The organism is Stenotrophomonas sp. 704A1 (assembly GCF_030549525.1).
Taxonomy (GTDB): domain Bacteria; phylum Pseudomonadota; class Gammaproteobacteria; order Xanthomonadales; family Xanthomonadaceae; genus Stenotrophomonas; species Stenotrophomonas tuberculopleuritidis.
In genome coordinates, this window is record NZ_CP130831.1 from 3,358,796 (window position 1) to 3,376,202 (window position 17,407).

The window sequence follows — 17,407 nt, forward strand, 5'->3', positions numbered from 1 at the left end:
GAGACATCACTTGATGATGCTTACATTCATTGACCCACACTTGTCCAACGCTTCAAGCGCCTCCTTGTGGAACGCCCCTTTCTGCAGCCACTCGGGTTGATGGGAGATGGCGCCGGCACTACCGGCGATCATCGTGAAGGCCGTTGGCTTGAGGACGAGCTCGATCACATGGAGCTTCTCCAGACGATCGAGGTCCAGATAGCTGCTTTGCAGGTCAAAGTCGTCGAACAGGTCGTTCAACTGCAGGGAGATGTCGGCATAGATCGGGTCGATGACGCCCTCGATATCCACAAGGGCACTCTTCCCGATCATGTTGATGCTCGCCACCGAGGCCCAATCGTATCCGGCGTTCAACATCATGCAGAGGCCTGTGGACAGCCGGTAGGCCTCAACGATGGGATGCATGTAGGCATCGGCATTGATGGAACGATAGCTGACCTCCCTGTCCACCTGGCCAGAGACACTACCGTACTGATGTGAGCCAAGGTCGAGATTCAGCGCATCCATCAGCGACACGCCACGGTCGAGGTCGGACTTGTCCGCGCCCCACAGGCGGTGCAGCAACTCGCGACCGAGGAATCGCTCGTACTCGCCCAGCGAATGGTACAGCCAGATCATGACCACACCGGTATCGGTCAGATGGGCACGCAGGTTCCGCAGGCCCTTGGCGGGATCTTCCAGGTGGTGCATGACGCCGCTTGAAATGATGACGTCGAACTTGGTACCGAGGTCGAGCTTCAGCAGGTCGCACTGCAGGAACTGGATATTCTCGATCCCGTTCCTTCTTGCCATCTCCCTGGCCACGTCAAGCGATGCCGAGGTCATGTCCACGCCGGTCACCCGTGCGTCGGGGAACATCTTGGCCACGCCATTGGCCCGTTGGCCGGTGCCACACCCTGCGTCGAGGATCCTCTTGCCGGCAAAGTCCTCACCAGGAAACAGCACGCTAAGCATGTTTGCGTTATCGCGAATAACGCCCTCGCCAATGATCGGACTTGGATAAGGGAACTTCTCGTACATCGCCCTTACCTCGCCCGTCGTTCTTTCTGGCCTTGCCTCTTCAGCGCGGAACGAATTGATCATGCTCAACGAGTCCTGTGTCATGTTTTCCCTTCGAACTGATCTTATGTTATTTGGATGGCGACGCGATTGATCAAAACACTTCTTCGATCATTTCCCCATCGGCAGGTTCGCCAGGGCCTGCGCTTCCGGCAAGGCCTGCGACCAGCGGCGCCTGCTCCAGGATGGTGGTGCGCGAGAAGAGTGACTTCAACGGCACGGTGACGCCGTAGACTCGCCTGATTTCATTCTGCAGCCGTGTCATGTTCAACGAATTGCCGCCGACCTGGAAGAAGTCGACCGTGGTGCCGACCTTGTCCAGTCCGAGTACGTCCTGCCAGATCCTGGCCAGCACACTCTCTGTTTCCGTAGCAGGCGCCACGAAGCGCGATTCGATGTAGGACTGGAAGTTGGCTTTCGGCAGGGCTGTCCGGTCGACTTTTCCGTTTCTCGTAACGGGGAATGCGTCCAGTACGATGAACGCGTTGGGCACGAGGTACTCGGCCAGAGTCTGCCTCAGCTCCTCCCTGAGCGAGTCCACCAGATCTGCCAGCGCATCCTGGGCGGGCTGCCGCGCCACCACATACGCCACCAGTCGCTTCTCGACACCTGAGCCGTCCACCAAGACCAAGGCGTCGGCGACCCGGGCATTACGTCGCAGCTGGTACTCGATCTCACCGGGTTCGACGCGGAAACCTCTGATCTTTATCTGGTTGTCCATCCGGCCAAGGAACTGCAGGTTGCCGTCTGCGAGGAATTTGACACGGTCTCCGGTTTTGTAGACGCGCTCGCCGTCGCCATGGAGGCAGACGAACCTCTCCTGCGTGAGCTCCGGCCTCCGCCAGTATCCCCGGGCAAGCCCCGCCCCGCCCACATGGAGTTCTCCGCCAACGCCGATGGGAACGTGCTGCCCTTCAACGTCAAGCACATGAAGGCTGGTCTGTCGGATCGGCCGCCCTATCGGCAATGTGGCCTTCTGCGCGTCATCGCGCGACACCACGTGGCATGTCGTGTACACCGTATTCTCGGTCGGCCCATACGCATGGATGATGGTTACCCCGGCGTCCAGCGCATAGACCTTCGCCACCGAGCGTGCAGAGACGACGTCACCTCCCATCATGACGTGCTTGACGACGACATCTTCCCGCGTCTGGACCAGCTCCGCCCATGCTTCGAACAGGGCAGACGTCAGGAACAGCGTATTGACCTGGTACTCGCGCAGCCAGGACGGCAAGCCGCCCACATCCAGTTCGCGGCCCGGGTACAGGATGAGGGTCCCGCCGTTCAACAGGGCGCCGAAGATCTCGAGTACCGAACTGTCAAATGCAAAGGTGCTGATCTGCCCCATGCGAGTCCCGCGCTCCAGGGGAACGTATTCGGGGTCATCGATCAGGCGGGTCACGCCGCGGTGAACAATCGCCACGCCTTTGGGTCGCCCGGTCGAGCCGGAGGTGTAGACGACATAGGCAAGGTTATCCGGCGTCACGCCGGGCACGACGGGATTGGTCACTGGACTGGATTCGAACAGGGCTTCGTCATCCAGTGCGATGCAGGACCCGGCATCAACCAGGCCCCGCTGCAACATGCGCCCGTGCGTAAGCACGATGCCTACCCCGCTATCCTCAAGCATGTCGCGCAGCCGGTCATCCGGGTAGCTTGCGTCCAACGGAACATACGCGGCACCGGCCTTCAGCACACCAAACACCGCAACGATCATGTCGAACGAGCGCTCGACGCTGATGCCCACCAGCTGGTCGGGCTTGACACCTCGCGCAAGCAGCGTGTGCGCCACGCGGTTGGCTCGCTCGTTGAGCTCACCGTACGTCAGCTGTTCTGAGCCAAGGATCACCGCCGTCGCCTCTGGCGCACGCTCGACCTGATCCTCGAAGATCGTCTGAATACAGAGGTCCGCAGGGTAGCTTGAGTCGTTCTTCTCCCAACGGGTCAGCAGTGAGCGGTCGGCAGCCGAGAGAATGGGCAGGTCCGCTACGCGTGCTCCAGCATCGGCGAGAACGCCATCCAGAAGAAGCGCCAGACCGTCCGCCATGCGTCGGATGGATGACGCATCAAAGAGGCTGACGGCAAAGTTCCAGTTGAGCCAAAGGCCGTCCTCTGCCTCAGTCGCCGACACCTCGATGTCGAATCTCACCATGTTCCCTGCGTCGGGAAGGAGGCTCGCCTGCAGCCCCGGCAAGCTGAGCTCCAGCGGCTCATTGTTGTGCATGTTGAAGGCAACCTGGAAGATCGGGCTGTGCGGCAACCCGCCACCTGCCTGGAGGCGATCGACGAGAACTTCGAAGGGAATATCCTGGTTGGCGAAGACATTGAGGGCTTGGCGGCGGGCATTTGCCAGTACTTCCTCGAAGCTCAGGTCGCGCGACAGGCGGTGGCGGAACGCCAGCATACTCACGAAGAAGCCGATAAGCGGTGCGACCTGATGATGCGTCCGCGTCGCCACCGGGCTACCGATCACGATGTCGGACTCGTTGCTCCATCGGCTCAGTAGCACAGCCAGAGCGCTCTGGAGGACAACGAAGAGTGTCGTACCACTCCTTGCCGCGAGTTGCTTCAAGCCTCGCAGCACATCCACGTCCAGACGCTGCTTTATGATCTCACCATTGAAATCCTGTTGCGGCGGCCGTGGTCGATCCAGCGGCAGGTTATGCGCGACCGGGGCATCACGCAGGGCCTGTTCCCAATACGTCCACTGCGCCTGCAGATTGTCGTCGGTGAGGTTCTGCCGCTGCCAGTGCGCGTAGTCGGCGTACTGGATCTGCAGGACCGGAAGGTCGGGCTCAGCGCCCTCGCTATAGGCCGCATACGCCAAAGCAAGCTCACGCGTCAGAACACCGATGGACCAGCCATCCGAAGCGATGTGATGCATCGTGGCCAGCAGCACATGCTGCTGCTCCGCCAGTACCAGCAGCCGTACCCGAAGCATCCGGTCAGCGCCCAGGTCAAACGGCGTTGTCAGCTCGTTACGCAGTTCTCGATCGATGGCCTCGGCCTGGGCGCTCGGCTCAAGCCCGGTCAAGTCCGCCAACGGCAACTTCAGGCCTGTGGCGGGTTGAATCACCTGGACCGGCCCCTCTGCATCCGAGCGGTAAACGGTGCGAAGTACCGCATGCCGTTCGATGATCGTCTCCAGGCTCCTTCTCAGTGCTTCGTGATCGAGCGGTCCATGCAACTGCACCGCTGCTGGCATGTTGTACTGCGGGCTCCCCTTGTCGAGGGTGTCGAAGAACCAGAGCCGCTGCTGCGCGAACGATAGCGGGATGCGTTGATGGGAGGGGGCGGGAGAAATGGGCGCATTCACTGCCTCGGCCTGTTCATCGATATACAGCGCAAGCTCGGTGATGGTTGGACGCTCGAACAGTTTGCGGATCGGTACCGCCCTGCCGCAACGTTCGGCAATGAGGTGGGCTGCCCGCGCTGCGAGCAACGAATGCCCACCGATCTCGAAGAAGTTATCGTGAACACCGACGCGCGCCCGCTTCAGCAGCACCTCCCAGATCTCGCACAATGCATGCTCGGTCGCCGTGGACGGCAGGCCGCTCGCGTGCCCAGGTTCCTCACGGGTCTCCGGGGCAGGCAGTGCATCGCGGTCGAGCTTGCCGTTGGCGGTGAGAGGCATGCGTTCCAGGGACACGAACGCCGAGGGCAGCATGAACTCCGGCAAGTTGCGCGCCAGCTCAGCGCGCAGTTCACCTGGACTCAACGGCCGCCCGGCGTCGAGAACCAGGTACGCCACGAGGCGGGGATCGCCGGGAGCATCGTTCCTGGCAAGAACGACAGCTTCGCGAACGCCGGAACAGGCAGCCAGCCGCGCCTCGATTTCGCCCAGCTCGATGCGGAATCCTCGGATCTTGACCTGGAAGTCATTTCGACCGAGGTACTCGATGTTGCCGTCCGGCAACCAACGCGCCAGGTCACCCGTCCTGTACATCATGGCGCCAGGATCCGTATCGAACCTGTCGCTCACAAACCGCTCGCGGGTGAGCTCCTCCCGGTTCAGATAGCCACGTGCCACGCCAACACCGGCGATATACAGCTCTCCCGGCGCGCCGACCGGCACCGGCTCCCGCTGTGCATCCAGGATGTAGATCCGGACGTTCGCGATCGGAGCGCCGATGGGTACGAAGCCATCGTACCTGCCCGCTTCGCATCGCCAGGCCGTCACGTCGATGGCCGCTTCGGTCGGGCCGTACAGGTTGTGAAGCTCCACGCCCGGCAGGTGCTGCATGACCTGTTGCTGCATCGGGAACGGCAACGCCTCGCCGCTGCACAGGATGCGCCGGACCGTCCTGCAGGCGTCCACGTGAGCGTGCTCAAGGAACGCGGGCAGCATGGAGGGTACGAAGTGGAGCATGGTGATGCCAGCTGAGCCGATCAGATCGACCAGATAGTCCGGCTCCTGATGACCTCCTGGGCGGGCGATGACAAGGACCGCGCCCGACAACAACGGAAGGAAGAATTCCCAGACCGAAACGTCGAACCCGAATGGTGTCTTCTGAAGCACGCGATCATCGGTGCGCAATGAGTACGCGTCTTTTGCCCACAGCAATCGGTTCACCACGGCGCGGTGTTCGTTCATGACGCCTTTGGGGAGGCCCGTTGAACCCGACGTGTAGATGACATAGGCGAGGTTCCGCGAGCCGAGTCCCAACGTGCGCGGATCAGGGTTGTGCCGTGGCTGCCGGAGCAGCAACTTGACGCTCTCGGCGTCGTCCAGACACAGGACCGGGATGTCGAGCGCAGGCAGGAGCTGGGTGGCGCGCACGTTGGTGACCAGCGCGGCGGGAGCGCAGTCGTGCAGCATGTAAGCCAAGCGCTCCATGGGATAGCCTGGGTCGAGCGGAACGTAAGCGGCGCCGGACTTGAGGATGCCCAGCAGGCCAACAACCAGATCCAGGCTTCGTTCCGTGCATATGGCGACCCGGCTGTCGGGTTCGACCCCCAGCGCCAACAAGGCGTGCGCGACCTGGTTCGACCGCTCGTTGAGTTCGCAATAGCTGAGGGACTGCTCCTCGAAGATGACGGCCGTGGACGCAGCGCGTGCCGAAGCGACCGACTCGAACAGCTCGTGGATCAACGCCTGGTCGGGGAACCCGCGCCCGGTATCGTTGAAGGCGAACAGGGCGCGCTCGCGCTCCTGGGCACCAAGGACCGGCAGCGCAGCAAGTCGCTGGTCCGGTGCATCGACGACCGATTGCAGCAGGACCTCGAAGCTGTCTGCCATGCGCGTGATTGTCGAAGCATCGAACAGGCTGCAGGCGTAGCGCCACTCCAGTTGAATGCCACCCTCCTTTACGATGGCCAGCAGTTCAATATCGAACTTGGTCAGCGGGTCAGCGCCACCGGCAGCTTCGATACGCAGGTCAAGCGCTGGCGGTTCGGCCTGGTCTTCGCTGTGGAGGGTAAAGAGCACCTGGGTCAGGGGGGTGTGGCTGAGGCTCCGTTCCGGCTGCAGCTGCTCGACGAGCATTTCAAAGGGGAAATCCTGCCGGGCGAATGCCTCGAGCACCTGTTGCCGACATTCCACGAGCAGTTCTTCAAATTTCTTCTCCGGCGGAAGCGCATGGCGGAAGGCCAGCGTGTTGACGAAGAATCCGATCAGGCCCTCCAACTGGCTGTTCGTGCGGCCCGCAGTGGGGCAGGCAATGACGATGTCCTCCTGCTGGCTCCAGCGTGACAGAAGCAGTACGAAGGTCGCCTGGAGCACCATGAACAACGTGGCGTCGTGGCGCTTGCCGAGCAATCCCAGGTCGTCCAGCAGTGCCTTGCCAACGGTACGCCGGCACAGCGCGCTGGCGAACTCCTGGCGTGGCGGGCGCGGCCTGTCAAGCGGCAGGCTATGCATGGCAGGGGCACCACGCAGCAGCGCATCCCAGTAGTTTCTTTGGCTCTCCAGCGTTTCATGCGTGAGCGATTCCTGCTGCCAGCATGCGTAGTCCGCATACGTTGTGTCCAATGCCGGCAGATTCGCCTCGCGCCCTTCAAGGTATGCCTGGTACAGCGCCACGAACTCCCGCTGGAGGATGTCCATGGACCAGCCGTCCGAGGCGATGTGGTGCACCACGATGATGAGTATGTGTTCGCGCGCCGACAACGACAGCAGCTTCGCCCTGAGCATGGCGTCCCTGGCCAGATCGAATGCAGCAGCGGCTTCGGCGCGCACGGCGTCAGACACCGCCTGCTCCTGTTCGGATGCATTCAGCGCCTGGAGATCAACGATCGGAAGCGGCAGGGCTGACCAGGGTTGGACGAGCTGCACCGGCCCCTCACTGGTTTGTGAGAAGACAGTCCGCAGCGTCGCGTGCCTCGCCATGATGGCATTCAAGCTGCTCTGCACAGCTGTCACGCTGAGTTCTCCATGCACACGAAGCATGACAGGCATGTTGTAGTGGGCGCTGCCGCCGTTGAGCTGGTCGATGAACCACAACCGTTGCTGCGCGAACGACAGGGGCACGGGCTGGTCAGCGGGCACCACCGGAATACGCGCCGACTCCTGCGGCGCAAGTGCGTCAACATGGCGACCCAGCGCGGCAATGGTCGGGTTCTCAAACAGTGCGCGAACCGATGCCGGCACGTGGAATGCTTCCGCCACCAGCGTGGCCAGGCGCATGGCCTTCAGCGAATTGCCATCCAGGTCGAAGAAATTGGCTTGCGTGCTGATCCGCCCATGGCCGAGGACCCGCTGCCACAACGAAGCCATCAGATGTTCGGTCGCCGTCGTCGGTTCGGTGAAGGGCGTCTCTACAGCCTCGGCTTCCGTCGACACAGCGGGCGCGATGCGGCTTTCGGCAGCAAGCACTGCGATGCCTGCCGCTTCGGCAAGCGAGGACACCGGACGGCCGGGGTCGGCGACAATTCCCTGCAACAGCTCCAGGTAGCACTCTGCCAGCGCCCCAGCGGTGGATGGATCAAACAGATCGGCCGCATACTTCCATTGCACCCACAATCCCTCAGCCCCCTCTTCGACCGTCACTTCAAGGTCGAATTTTGCAACTGTCTCAGCGTTCTGGCCTGTTACCTCAAGGCCGGGCAGCAGCAATTTGTCCTGCCCGATGTTCTGCAGGTTGAACACCGTCTGGAACAGGGGAAACGCCCTCGGATCCCGCTTGCTCAGCACATCCTCCACGACCAGCTCGAAAGGCAGGTCCTGATGGGCGTAGGCGTCCAGGATGGTCTCGCGGTTGCGCGCAAGGAGCGTCGTGAACGTGTCCGTGTCGAAGATTCGTGTCCGCAACGCCAGCAGGTTGACGAACAATCCGATGAGCGGCTCGACGGCCCTGTCAGTACGCCCTGCCACCGGCGTGCCGATGACGATATCGGCATGTCCACTCCAGCGCCCTATCAGCAGCGCGAACGCGGTCTGCAGCACAATATACGGAGTGACGCCGCACGCGGCTGCAAGCCGCTGCACTTCAGCGGACAGCCGCGTGCCAAGGGGGGTGGCCTTGATGCCAGCACGAAGCGAGCTTCGCGCCGGGCGCGGCTTGTCAGTGGAGAGAACGGGCCCTTCGCGCACGCCACTCAGCTGCTCACGCCAGTAGCCCAGTTGCCCGGCGCTCACCTCGCCTTCCATGTTCACACGTTGCCAGCTTGCGTAGTCAGCGTACTGGATGGTCAGGGGTTCGCATCGGGCCGGCCGACCCTCCACGTACGCGGTGTAGTACTCGACGAATTCGCGGATCAGCAAGCCCATCGACCAGCCATCGGAGGCGATGTGGTGCACGGTGAGCAGCGCGACTGCTTGCTGTGGCGCGGTGGCGACAAGACGTACCCGCAACATCAGGTCCGTAGCAAGGTCAAAGCCGGATCGCCCTTCCTCGCGCTGGTGCCGAGCGAACGCCTGCGCACGCTCGGGCTCCGGCAGCGATGTCAGGTCGATGTACATGACCGGCACCGGTCGCGCCGGCTGGATGCACTGGAAAGGCGCATCAGCGACCCGGATATAGACGGTACGCAGTACTTCATGGCGCCTGACCAGTTCGTCCAACGCGAAGTGCAGTGCGTCCTGCCGCAGTTCCCCCTGCAGCCGCAGCGCCATCGACATGTTGAATCGCGCGCCACCGGGATCCATCTGGTCGGCGAGCCAGACCTGGTGCTGGGCGTACGAGACCGGCATATGCTCCTGCCTTGGCACAGCGTCGATGGAGAGAACGGCCGGCGGCATCCGGGCCAGTTCTTCGGCTGCCCGGGCCGAAAGCATCGCTACGATGGCATCCCGGCTGCCACGGATCTCCTCTTTCAGGTCCTCGGGAAAGCGCCCCGCTTCGGCGACGTAGGCCAACTGCCCCTCCTTGACGTACAGCACCACGCCATGGGCTGTCGCATCCGCGACGATCTGCTCCGCCGTCTTCATCACAAGATTCCCTCTTCTGCCTGCATTCCGGCCTCGACCAGCTGGTTCTTACGCATTTCTGCCTCAACCCCCTCTAAATGCGAACCGATCTTGAAAGCGATGGCCCCGACTTCCGGCTTCACAAAGAAATCCTTCAGTGAGAACACTTTGTCACTTACCCCGAACTCGTGCCGGATCATGCTGATTACACGAGTGGCGAGTAATGAATCCCCGCCAAGCGCGAAGAAGTTGTCGTGCACGCCTACTTGATCGATGCCGAGCAGTGTTTGCCACGAATCGGCCAGCCGCCCCTCGATGGCATTGCGTGGCCCGACAAAGTGCGAATCGAGCTCCGGGCGTGCATGGGATTGCACGGCTGTCTGCGCCGGCACATCACGTTCGACCCACTTCTGCAGCCGGTCTGCAAGCAGCCCCGTGGAATTGACCAGCTGCGGCACGCAGGCGCTTCGCAAGGCTTGCGCGAACGCCTGCTGGCCTTCGCTGGCGGTCATGCTGAAGGTGTCCCCCGCAGGCAACGGGCCGAATGCCCACCCGTCCCAGTTCACGCTCAGCCAGCGCTCGTCGCCCCGGCTGTGGAGGTCGTTGACGAAGGCATCAGCGAACGCGTTGCCTGCCGCGTACGCGCCGAATCCGAGGCCACCCAGCACCGCTGACAACGAGGACATGACCATGCAGAAATCGACGCTGTAGCCGGAGAGCACGTGTTCGAGCGCCAGCAGGCCATGGACTTTGGCCTGGTACTGGGCTTGGAAATGCGCAGGCGACAGTTCCTGCAGCCCGACCATCGCATCGTGCACCTGGCCAGCGCAGTGGATCACGCCGTCGACGCGACCGAACCTGGCATGCGCCTGTGCGAACACGTCGTCCAGTTGCTGAACGTCGGCAGCGTCAGCGGTGACGATCTCTATCTCGGCCCCGCTGGACTCAAGCGCGGCGAGCGCCTGCAGGCGGTGCAGGAGTTGGGGCGCGGTCGATCTGTTGGCCAGGTGGGCAGACCAGCTGCTCCGCGGCGGAAACGCGTTCCGGGTCACCAGCACAAGCTTGGCCTGTACCGTCCCTGCCAGGTAGTCGGCCAAGGCCAGGCCAATGTTCCCAAGCCCTCCAGTGATCAGGTACACCCCGCCCTGGCGCAATGTACGCACGGGCCCCTGCGGGCTGCGCGCGGCGTGATAATGCCTGCTCCAGCGCTGTGCACCACGCAAGGCGACTTCCTGCTCGCGGTCCGGGCCGTGCGAGGCAGCTTCCCTGATAAGCCGGGCAGCCAGGGCGTCAGGCTGAAGTGGCGCGGTGTTGTCCGCCGTGGCGACGTCGACCTGGAAGCAGCGAACGCCGGATTCCTGCGGAATCACCTTTGCCAAGCCGCCTATCGTGGCCTGGGCCGGCACCAGTGCTTCGTTTCCTGTGACTCGCCACGCACCCTGGGTCACGATGGTCAGCTCAACTGCGCGCGCTGAAGGTGAAGCCATCAACGCCTGCGTCAACGCGAGCAGGCTGTAGGTCCCGAGGCTTTGCACCACATCGAACGTGCTTGATGCCTCCAGACTCCACAGATGGACGATGTTGGTGACGGCTACGCCACGCTCATCCAATCGCTCGAGCAACTGCCTGTACTCAATGGCCCGCTCGGGTGACTGGATGACCAAGCCAGCGTCGGCGCGCGCTGCGGCCGGTTGGCCTGCCCTGCGCACCAGCGTGACCGTCTCGCCAGCTTCGCTCAGACTGGCTGCCATCGCGTCGGCCACACCGGCACTGTCGGCGAACAGCAACCAGCCCAGGCCGGACCGGGCGTCCGCAGGTGGCCGCAGCGACACCGATTGCAGGCGCCACGCAGGTTCGTAGAACCAGTCCTCAACGCGTGCCGCCTTCCCCGCAACGCTCAGCGCGACTGGCGCCTTCTGTGCGCCTACCCAATAGCGCTGGCGTTCAAACGGATAGGTCGGCAGCGGCACCCGCCGCCGGGGTGCATGGCGATGTACCGCCAGCCAGTCAATGTCCACGCCCGCCAGCCACAACTGCCCGAGAGCCCGCTGCAGTACGTCATTGTCGTTCTCCATCGCCTGCGCCGGACGTAGCGTCGAGACGATCGACTGCGGTTGCAGCCGCTGCCTGTGTACGAGTGAGCTCAAGGTCATCCCGGGGCCCATCTCCACCATCACCCTGGCAGGGGCGATGAAGTGCTCATCTTCCAGCAGCGTGCCGATGCCGGCATCAAAGCGAACCGTTCCGCGCAGATGAGAGAGCCAGTACTCAATGGAGGTCGCCTCCGCATCTTCGATGAAGGCGCCGGTCAGGTTTGACACGAATGGGCGCGTCGGCGGCTTGAACTCGACGTGAGCCAGCTCCGCACGGAAGGCGTCGAGCACCGGATCCATCATCCAGGAGTGGAACGCATGCGAGGTGTGCAGGGCGCCACAGCGGATATCGCGCGCCTCCAGCAGGGCGCGCAACCGTGCAATCGCCTCGACATCTCCGGCGGCCACCATATCCACCGCACTGTTCACTGCAGCAAGCGAGCATCCCGTGGCAGCCAGCAAAGGCTGAAGCTCTGACTCGGTCAGACGGCAGGAAAGCATCGCGCCTGCAGGCACGTTCTGCATGAGCCGACCGCGTGCCGCCACCAGGCCCAGGGCACTGCGCAGGTCGAATACGCCCGCCAGGCAGGCGGCTACGTATTCGCCCAGGCTGTGCCCGATCATCGCGGCGGCGCGGACACCCCACGACTCGAGCAACGTCGCCATGCTGTATTCGATGACAAACAACGCTGGCTGTGCGAACCGGGTCTGACTGAGCCGCGCATCGGCCGTGTCCGCAAAGATGACCTCGCGGATATCGCAGTCGAGATGATCGCGCAGCATTTCGGCGCACTCGTCCACGGCTGTCTGGAATGCGGCTTGGCATTGGTACAGCCCACGTGCCATGCCCGCGTACTGCGCCCCCTGCCCCGTGAACATCATCACAACATCGACGCGCTGGCCCTCTTTGACGATGGCCGGCGGCAGACCGGACGATGCTTCCTCCAGACGTGCTGCGGCGTCCAGTGCATCACTGCTGTTTACAACGAAGCGGTGGGCATGGTGCGTACGCCCCACCTGCAGCGTGTAGGCGATATCTGCCAGCGCCTGCTCGGGGAAGCGCCGAAGATGCCGTGCCAGGCGGGATTTCGCGACCGACAGTGCCGTAGCCGACCTTGCCGATACCGCCAGAAGCACGGAGCCCTCAAGGGCTTCGCTTTCGGCGACCGGAGGTGCTTCTTCGAGAATCAGATGGGCGTTGGTTCCCCCGATGCCAAACGAACTGACACCGGCACGGCGTGGCCGGCCGTTCTCTTCCCAGTCGCGCAGCACCGTATTGACTTGGAATGGCGTGGTGCCGAAATCGATCTCCGGGTTGGCTCGATCGTAATTGATGGCGGGCGGGAACTGTTTGTGTTTCAGAACCTGCACAGTTTTTATCAGGCCGGCGACGCCGGCTGCCGTGTCGAGGTGGCCGATGTTGGGCTTGAGCGTACCCAGCAGACAGCCGTCATGGCCGATGCCGGCAAAGGCGCTTGCCAGCGCCTTGATCTCAATCGGGTCACCCATGCGCGTGCCAGTACCGTGCGTCTCGATGTACCCAATGCTGTCTGCGCTCACCCCCGCACGACGTTGCGATTGGCGGATAACCGCCGCCTGACCGGAAATGCTCGGCGCGGTGTAGCCCACCTTGGCGGCACCGTCATTATTGGTCGCCGATCCTTTGATCACCGCATGGATCGTATCGCCATCGGCCAAGGCGTCCTCGAGCCGCTTTAGCAGTACCAGACCGGCGCCACTCCCGGCCCGCGTGCCCGCAGCGGCAGCGTCGAAGGCACGGCAGTGCCCATCAGGCGATGCGATCCCCCCTTCCCTGTACTGGTACCCCCGCGGCCCAAGCTGGGACACACTGGCCGCACCGGCAAGCGCCATTCGGCACTCATCCTGCAGCAAGCTCATGCAGGCCTGATGTACTGCAACGAGCGATGTCGAACAAGCGGTTCCGAGACTGACGCTGGGCCCGGAAAGATTCAGCTTGTAGGAAAGACGCGTCGATGTGTACTCCTTGCTGTTGGCGTGGAGTAGACTGACGCCAAGCGATTCCTGCAGATCCTGCCGGCTGAGGAGGTGGTTGAGGAAGTACAGACTCTCGCTCTGCCCCACGAACACCCCCACCTGGCGCGGCCGCGTGGCGTCGCCATAACCCGCATGTTCAAGTGCCTCGACAGCGCATTCGAGAAGGAGGCGCTGCTGCGGATCCAGCACTTCGGCCTCGCGGGGAGTGAGACCGAAGAACCCGGCGTCGAATTGATCCAGGTCATCCAGGAGCACGCCCCGCTTCACGTAGTCCCGGGACTCAAGCTGCTGGCGGCTCACGCCAGCGGCCAGCAGTTCTTCGTCGTCGAACTCGCCCAAGGCTTCATGGCCAGCTGCGAGATTCCGCCAGAATGTTTCAATGTCGTTCGCATCGGGGAAGCGTCCTGCCATGCCAATGATGGCAACTTCACCCGAGCCCTGCCGCGCGCGGTCGCCTTCGTCCGCATCAATCCGTGGATCGAACGAACTTCCGCTTGACCGACGCAGGTGTGCTGCCAGCTCGGCGACCGTAGGAAACTCGAAGATGTCAGTGAGCGCGATGGCGCGCCCCAGATCGTCGTTGATCTGCTTCTGCAGCGTGATGCAAAGCAGCGACGTGCCTCCGATCTCGAAGAAATTGTCGTGGATACCAGCCTCTTCGACGTCGAGCACGCGTTTCCATATGCGACACAGATCCCGCTCCAGCGCCTGCCTCGGCGCCACATAGGTGCCGCGTGCCATTGACGAGGGAGGCTTGAGGAGCGCGTTCCGGTCCACTTTCCCGTTGGCCGATAGCGGAAGCGCATCCATGAACACGAATGACGAAGGCACCATGAACTCGGGCAGGTACTGTTTCAGTCCGGACTTGAGGATGCCGATTTCCGTACTCTGCCGTTCCTGCCTCTCAGCGGCCTCCATTTCTTCCGTAACCCGGTCGCTGACCAGGTAGGCAATGAGGCGCTGGTGATTGGCCCCCTCACTGGCGGCAACGACAACGCAATCACGCACGCTGGCCTGGGCCAGCAGACGCGCTTCGATCTCACCCAGTTCGATACGAAGCCCATTCAACTTCACCTGATGATCCATCCGTCCGGCAAATTCCAGATACCCCCCGGAAGCCAGCGCGCCAGATCGCCGGTCTTGTAGAGCCTGGCACCGGCGATGCTTGAGAAAGGGTTGGCGATGAACTTCTCACCCGTCAGGTCAGGATTGCCTACGTAGCCTTGAGCGACGGCAACGCCGCCGATGTGGAGCTCACCGAAACACCCCACGGGTACCTGCTGGCGATCTGCGTCGAGAACGTGCAGCTGGACGTTGCTGATCGGACGGCCGATTGGCACGCCCCCGTCCTCGGCAACATGCCGACAATCCCAGTAGCTCACGTCGATGGCGGCTTCGGTAGGTCCATAGAGGTTGTGAAGTTCGGCCGTCGTGCCCGTCGCCCAGTAGCGTTCCACCAAGGGCCGGCTCAATGCCTCGCCACTTGCAAATACCCTGCGCACGCAGGTCAAGTCGGACCATGCGATCGCATCAAGCAAGCTGCCGAGCATCGATGGCACGAAGTGCAGCGTCGTAACGCCTTCCTTGCGGATGACCTCCCGCAGGTAATGCGGATCCTTGTGACCGCCTGGCCGGGCCATGACAATGCTCGCGCCGACCGTTAACGGCCAGAAGAATTCCCACACGGAAACGTCGAAACTGTATGGCGTCTTCTGCAGGACGCGATCATCGGCCTGGAGAAGATACTGCCGCTGCATCCAGTCGATACGATTGGCCAGTGCCCTGTGCGAGTTCATCACGCCTTTTGGCGTGCCGGTCGATCCGGAGGTATAGATGACATAAGCCAGGCCCGAGGAGTCCTGCTGGGCCGCTACGGGCGTGCCTGGGTGAGCCGCCAGCTGCAGGACACCCGGATCGTCCACCGCCAAGCAAGTCATGCCGAAGCCGTGCCAACGCAGCCGGAAGCGTTCCTGCGTAAGAATGAGGCGCACGTGGGCATCGTTGGCCATGAAGCGAAGCCGATCGTCAGGGTAGCCAGGATCCAGCGGGACGTAGGCGCCTCCCGCTTTCAGGATGCCCAGCAATGCAATCACCATCTCCAGCGATCGCTCCATGGCCACACCGACCAAGGCATTGGCGGCGACCCCGTGGGCAACCAGGGCATGTGCGAGCTGGTTGGAACGTGCATCCAGCTCCGCATAGGAAAGGTGCTCATCGGCGTACGACACAGCAACGGCGTCTGGCGTGCGCGCCACCTGCGCCTCAAACAACCTGTGGATGCAGGTGTCGGGGAATGGATGAGCGGTGTCGTTCCATTGCGCGAGCAGCTTGCGGTCGCCATCAGGCAGGATCGGAAGTTGCGTCACGTCTCCGCGCGGATTGCCCAATACGCCCTCTATCAGCAAGAGGTAGCTCTGCCCGAAGCGGGCCACCGCCTCTTCCCGGAACAGTGCGGTCTTGTATCCCCAGACCGCAGTCATGCTTCCCGCCGATTCGGTGACATCCACCGACAGATCAAACTTGGTGACCCCCGTCTGCGCGAACAGTGGCGTGAGGCTGAGCCCAGGCAACACGAGTTCGGACTGTCCTACGCTCTGGAAATTGAACATCAGCTGGAAGATGGGGTTATAGCTCAAGCTGCGTGCTGGCTTGACTTCTTCAACCAGGAATTCAAAGGGCGTGTGCTGGCAGGAAAATACGTCGAGGATCGTCGACTTGTTTCTGCGCAGCAGTTCATCGAATGACAGCGGCCGTTTGAAATGGCTCCGTATGACAACCGTATTCACGAAGAATCCGATCAGCGCTTGCGTCTCACGATGCTCCCGGCCAGCGACCGGGGTACCGACCACAACGTCCTGGGCGTTGCTCAGTCGGTGGACAAGAAGCGCGAACACCGTCTCAAGGAACATGAAAGGCGTAACGTCGTGCTCTTTGCAGAACTGCCGGATGCGGGCCGAAAGCCCGGCGCCGAACGCCTGGACATGGGTCCCGCCCGAGAAGTCCTGCTGTGACCTGCGCAGATTGTCCAGCGGCAGGTTGTGGACTGCGGGGATGCCGTCAAGCTGCGAACGCCAGAAGGCCAACTGGCTTTCCATCGCGCCACCTTCCATCCATGCGCGCTGCCATTGCGCATAGTCGGCATACTGGATCGCCAATGGCTCCAGCTCAGGCGCCTGCCCATCGCGGTAGGCGGCGTAGAGCATGGCGAATTCGCGTATCAGGATGTCGATCGACCAGCCATCAGAAACGATGTGGTGCATATTGACGATCACCACGTTTTCTTCCTCGGCCAGGGCCAGGAGGTGAATACGGATGAGGGGAGACAACGCAAGGTCGTAGGGAGCAACCGCATCCTGGCTGAAGATGCGATGGATTTCATACTCCCGCTCGGTCGCCGGCAGCGCCGTGAGGTCTACTTCGACCAGTGGCAGGTCAATCTGATCATGGATGCACTGGACGACGCCGTCATGCTCCTCCACAAAGTTCGTGCGCAACACTTCATGCCGCTGAACGACATCGCGGAATGCGCGCGCAAACGCTGCGCGGTCGAGAACACCTTCTAGGCGATAGGCACTGGGCATGTTGTACTGGCTGCTCCCTCCCATCCGATCGATGAACCACAGGCGGTGCTGTGCGTAGGAGAGCGGTCGCCTGCCGCCCTGGATCATCCCCGGTTGGATGCGGGTCACACTCGTTGCGTTGGCGGCCTGGGCCACCGATGCGTCGTGCCCTGCAAGGTAGGCAAGCAGCGCATCCTTGTGCGTGCGGAGTTCATCGCGCAACTCGACCGACAGCGGTGCGCCCGTCACTTCAAAAACCAGGCGACCCTCCCTGGCACTCAACAGGATGCCGGCGTCGAGCGCCTTGTTCACCAGATTCTTGATATCCATCA

The 17,407-nt window shown here is 62.5% G+C and carries 4 protein-coding genes; all 4 read right to left on the minus strand.

Annotation, left to right across the window (positions count from 1 at the left end):
* Positions 1-6: 6 nt before the first annotated feature.
* The 4 genes from Q5Z10_RS15610 to Q5Z10_RS15625 all read right to left on the minus strand — a co-directional run bounded on the left by Q5Z10_RS15610 (position 7) and on the right by Q5Z10_RS15625 (position 17,405).
* Positions 7-1,083 carry a class I SAM-dependent methyltransferase gene (locus tag Q5Z10_RS15610; RefSeq protein ID WP_303636299.1) on the minus strand — a complete coding sequence of 359 codons (1,077 nt, stop codon included), beginning with the start codon at positions 1,081-1,083 and terminating at the stop codon, positions 7-9.
* Positions 1,084-1,153: 70 nt separating this feature from the next.
* Entirely contained in the window at positions 1,154-9,427 is an 8,274-nt protein-coding gene (locus Q5Z10_RS15615; RefSeq protein WP_303636300.1) for a non-ribosomal peptide synthetase, read from the minus strand.
* The gene (locus Q5Z10_RS15620) at positions 9,427-14,601 is read right to left on the minus strand and encodes a type I polyketide synthase (protein WP_303636301.1); all 5,175 of its coding nucleotides are present in this window, start codon (positions 14,599-14,601) and stop codon (positions 9,427-9,429) included. Before Q5Z10_RS15620 ends, Q5Z10_RS15615 begins: the two co-directional genes overlap by 1 nt.
* Complete coding sequence (locus Q5Z10_RS15625; protein ID WP_303636302.1) at positions 14,586-17,405, minus strand: non-ribosomal peptide synthetase; 2,820 nt, start codon at positions 17,403-17,405, stop codon at positions 14,586-14,588. The genes Q5Z10_RS15620 and Q5Z10_RS15625 overlap by 16 nt, the downstream gene beginning before the upstream one ends.
* Positions 17,406-17,407 lie beyond the last annotated feature (2 nt).

What these genes read in the sequence shown, in the direction of transcription:
- Q5Z10_RS15610 (WP_303636299.1), bottom strand. Translation starts at nt 1,083, where the DNA reads ATGATCAATTCGTTCCGCGCTGAAGAGGCAAGGCCAGAAAGAACGACG.
- Q5Z10_RS15615 (WP_303636300.1), bottom strand. Translation starts at nt 9,427, where the DNA reads ATGAAGACGGCGGAGCAGATCGTCGCGGATGCGACAGCCCATGGCGTG.
- Q5Z10_RS15620 (WP_303636301.1), bottom strand. Translation starts at nt 14,601, where the DNA reads ATGGATCATCAGGTGAAGTTGAATGGGCTTCGTATCGAACTGGGTGAG.
- Q5Z10_RS15625 (WP_303636302.1), bottom strand. Translation starts at nt 17,405, where the DNA reads ATGGATATCAAGAATCTGGTGAACAAGGCGCTCGACGCCGGCATCCTG.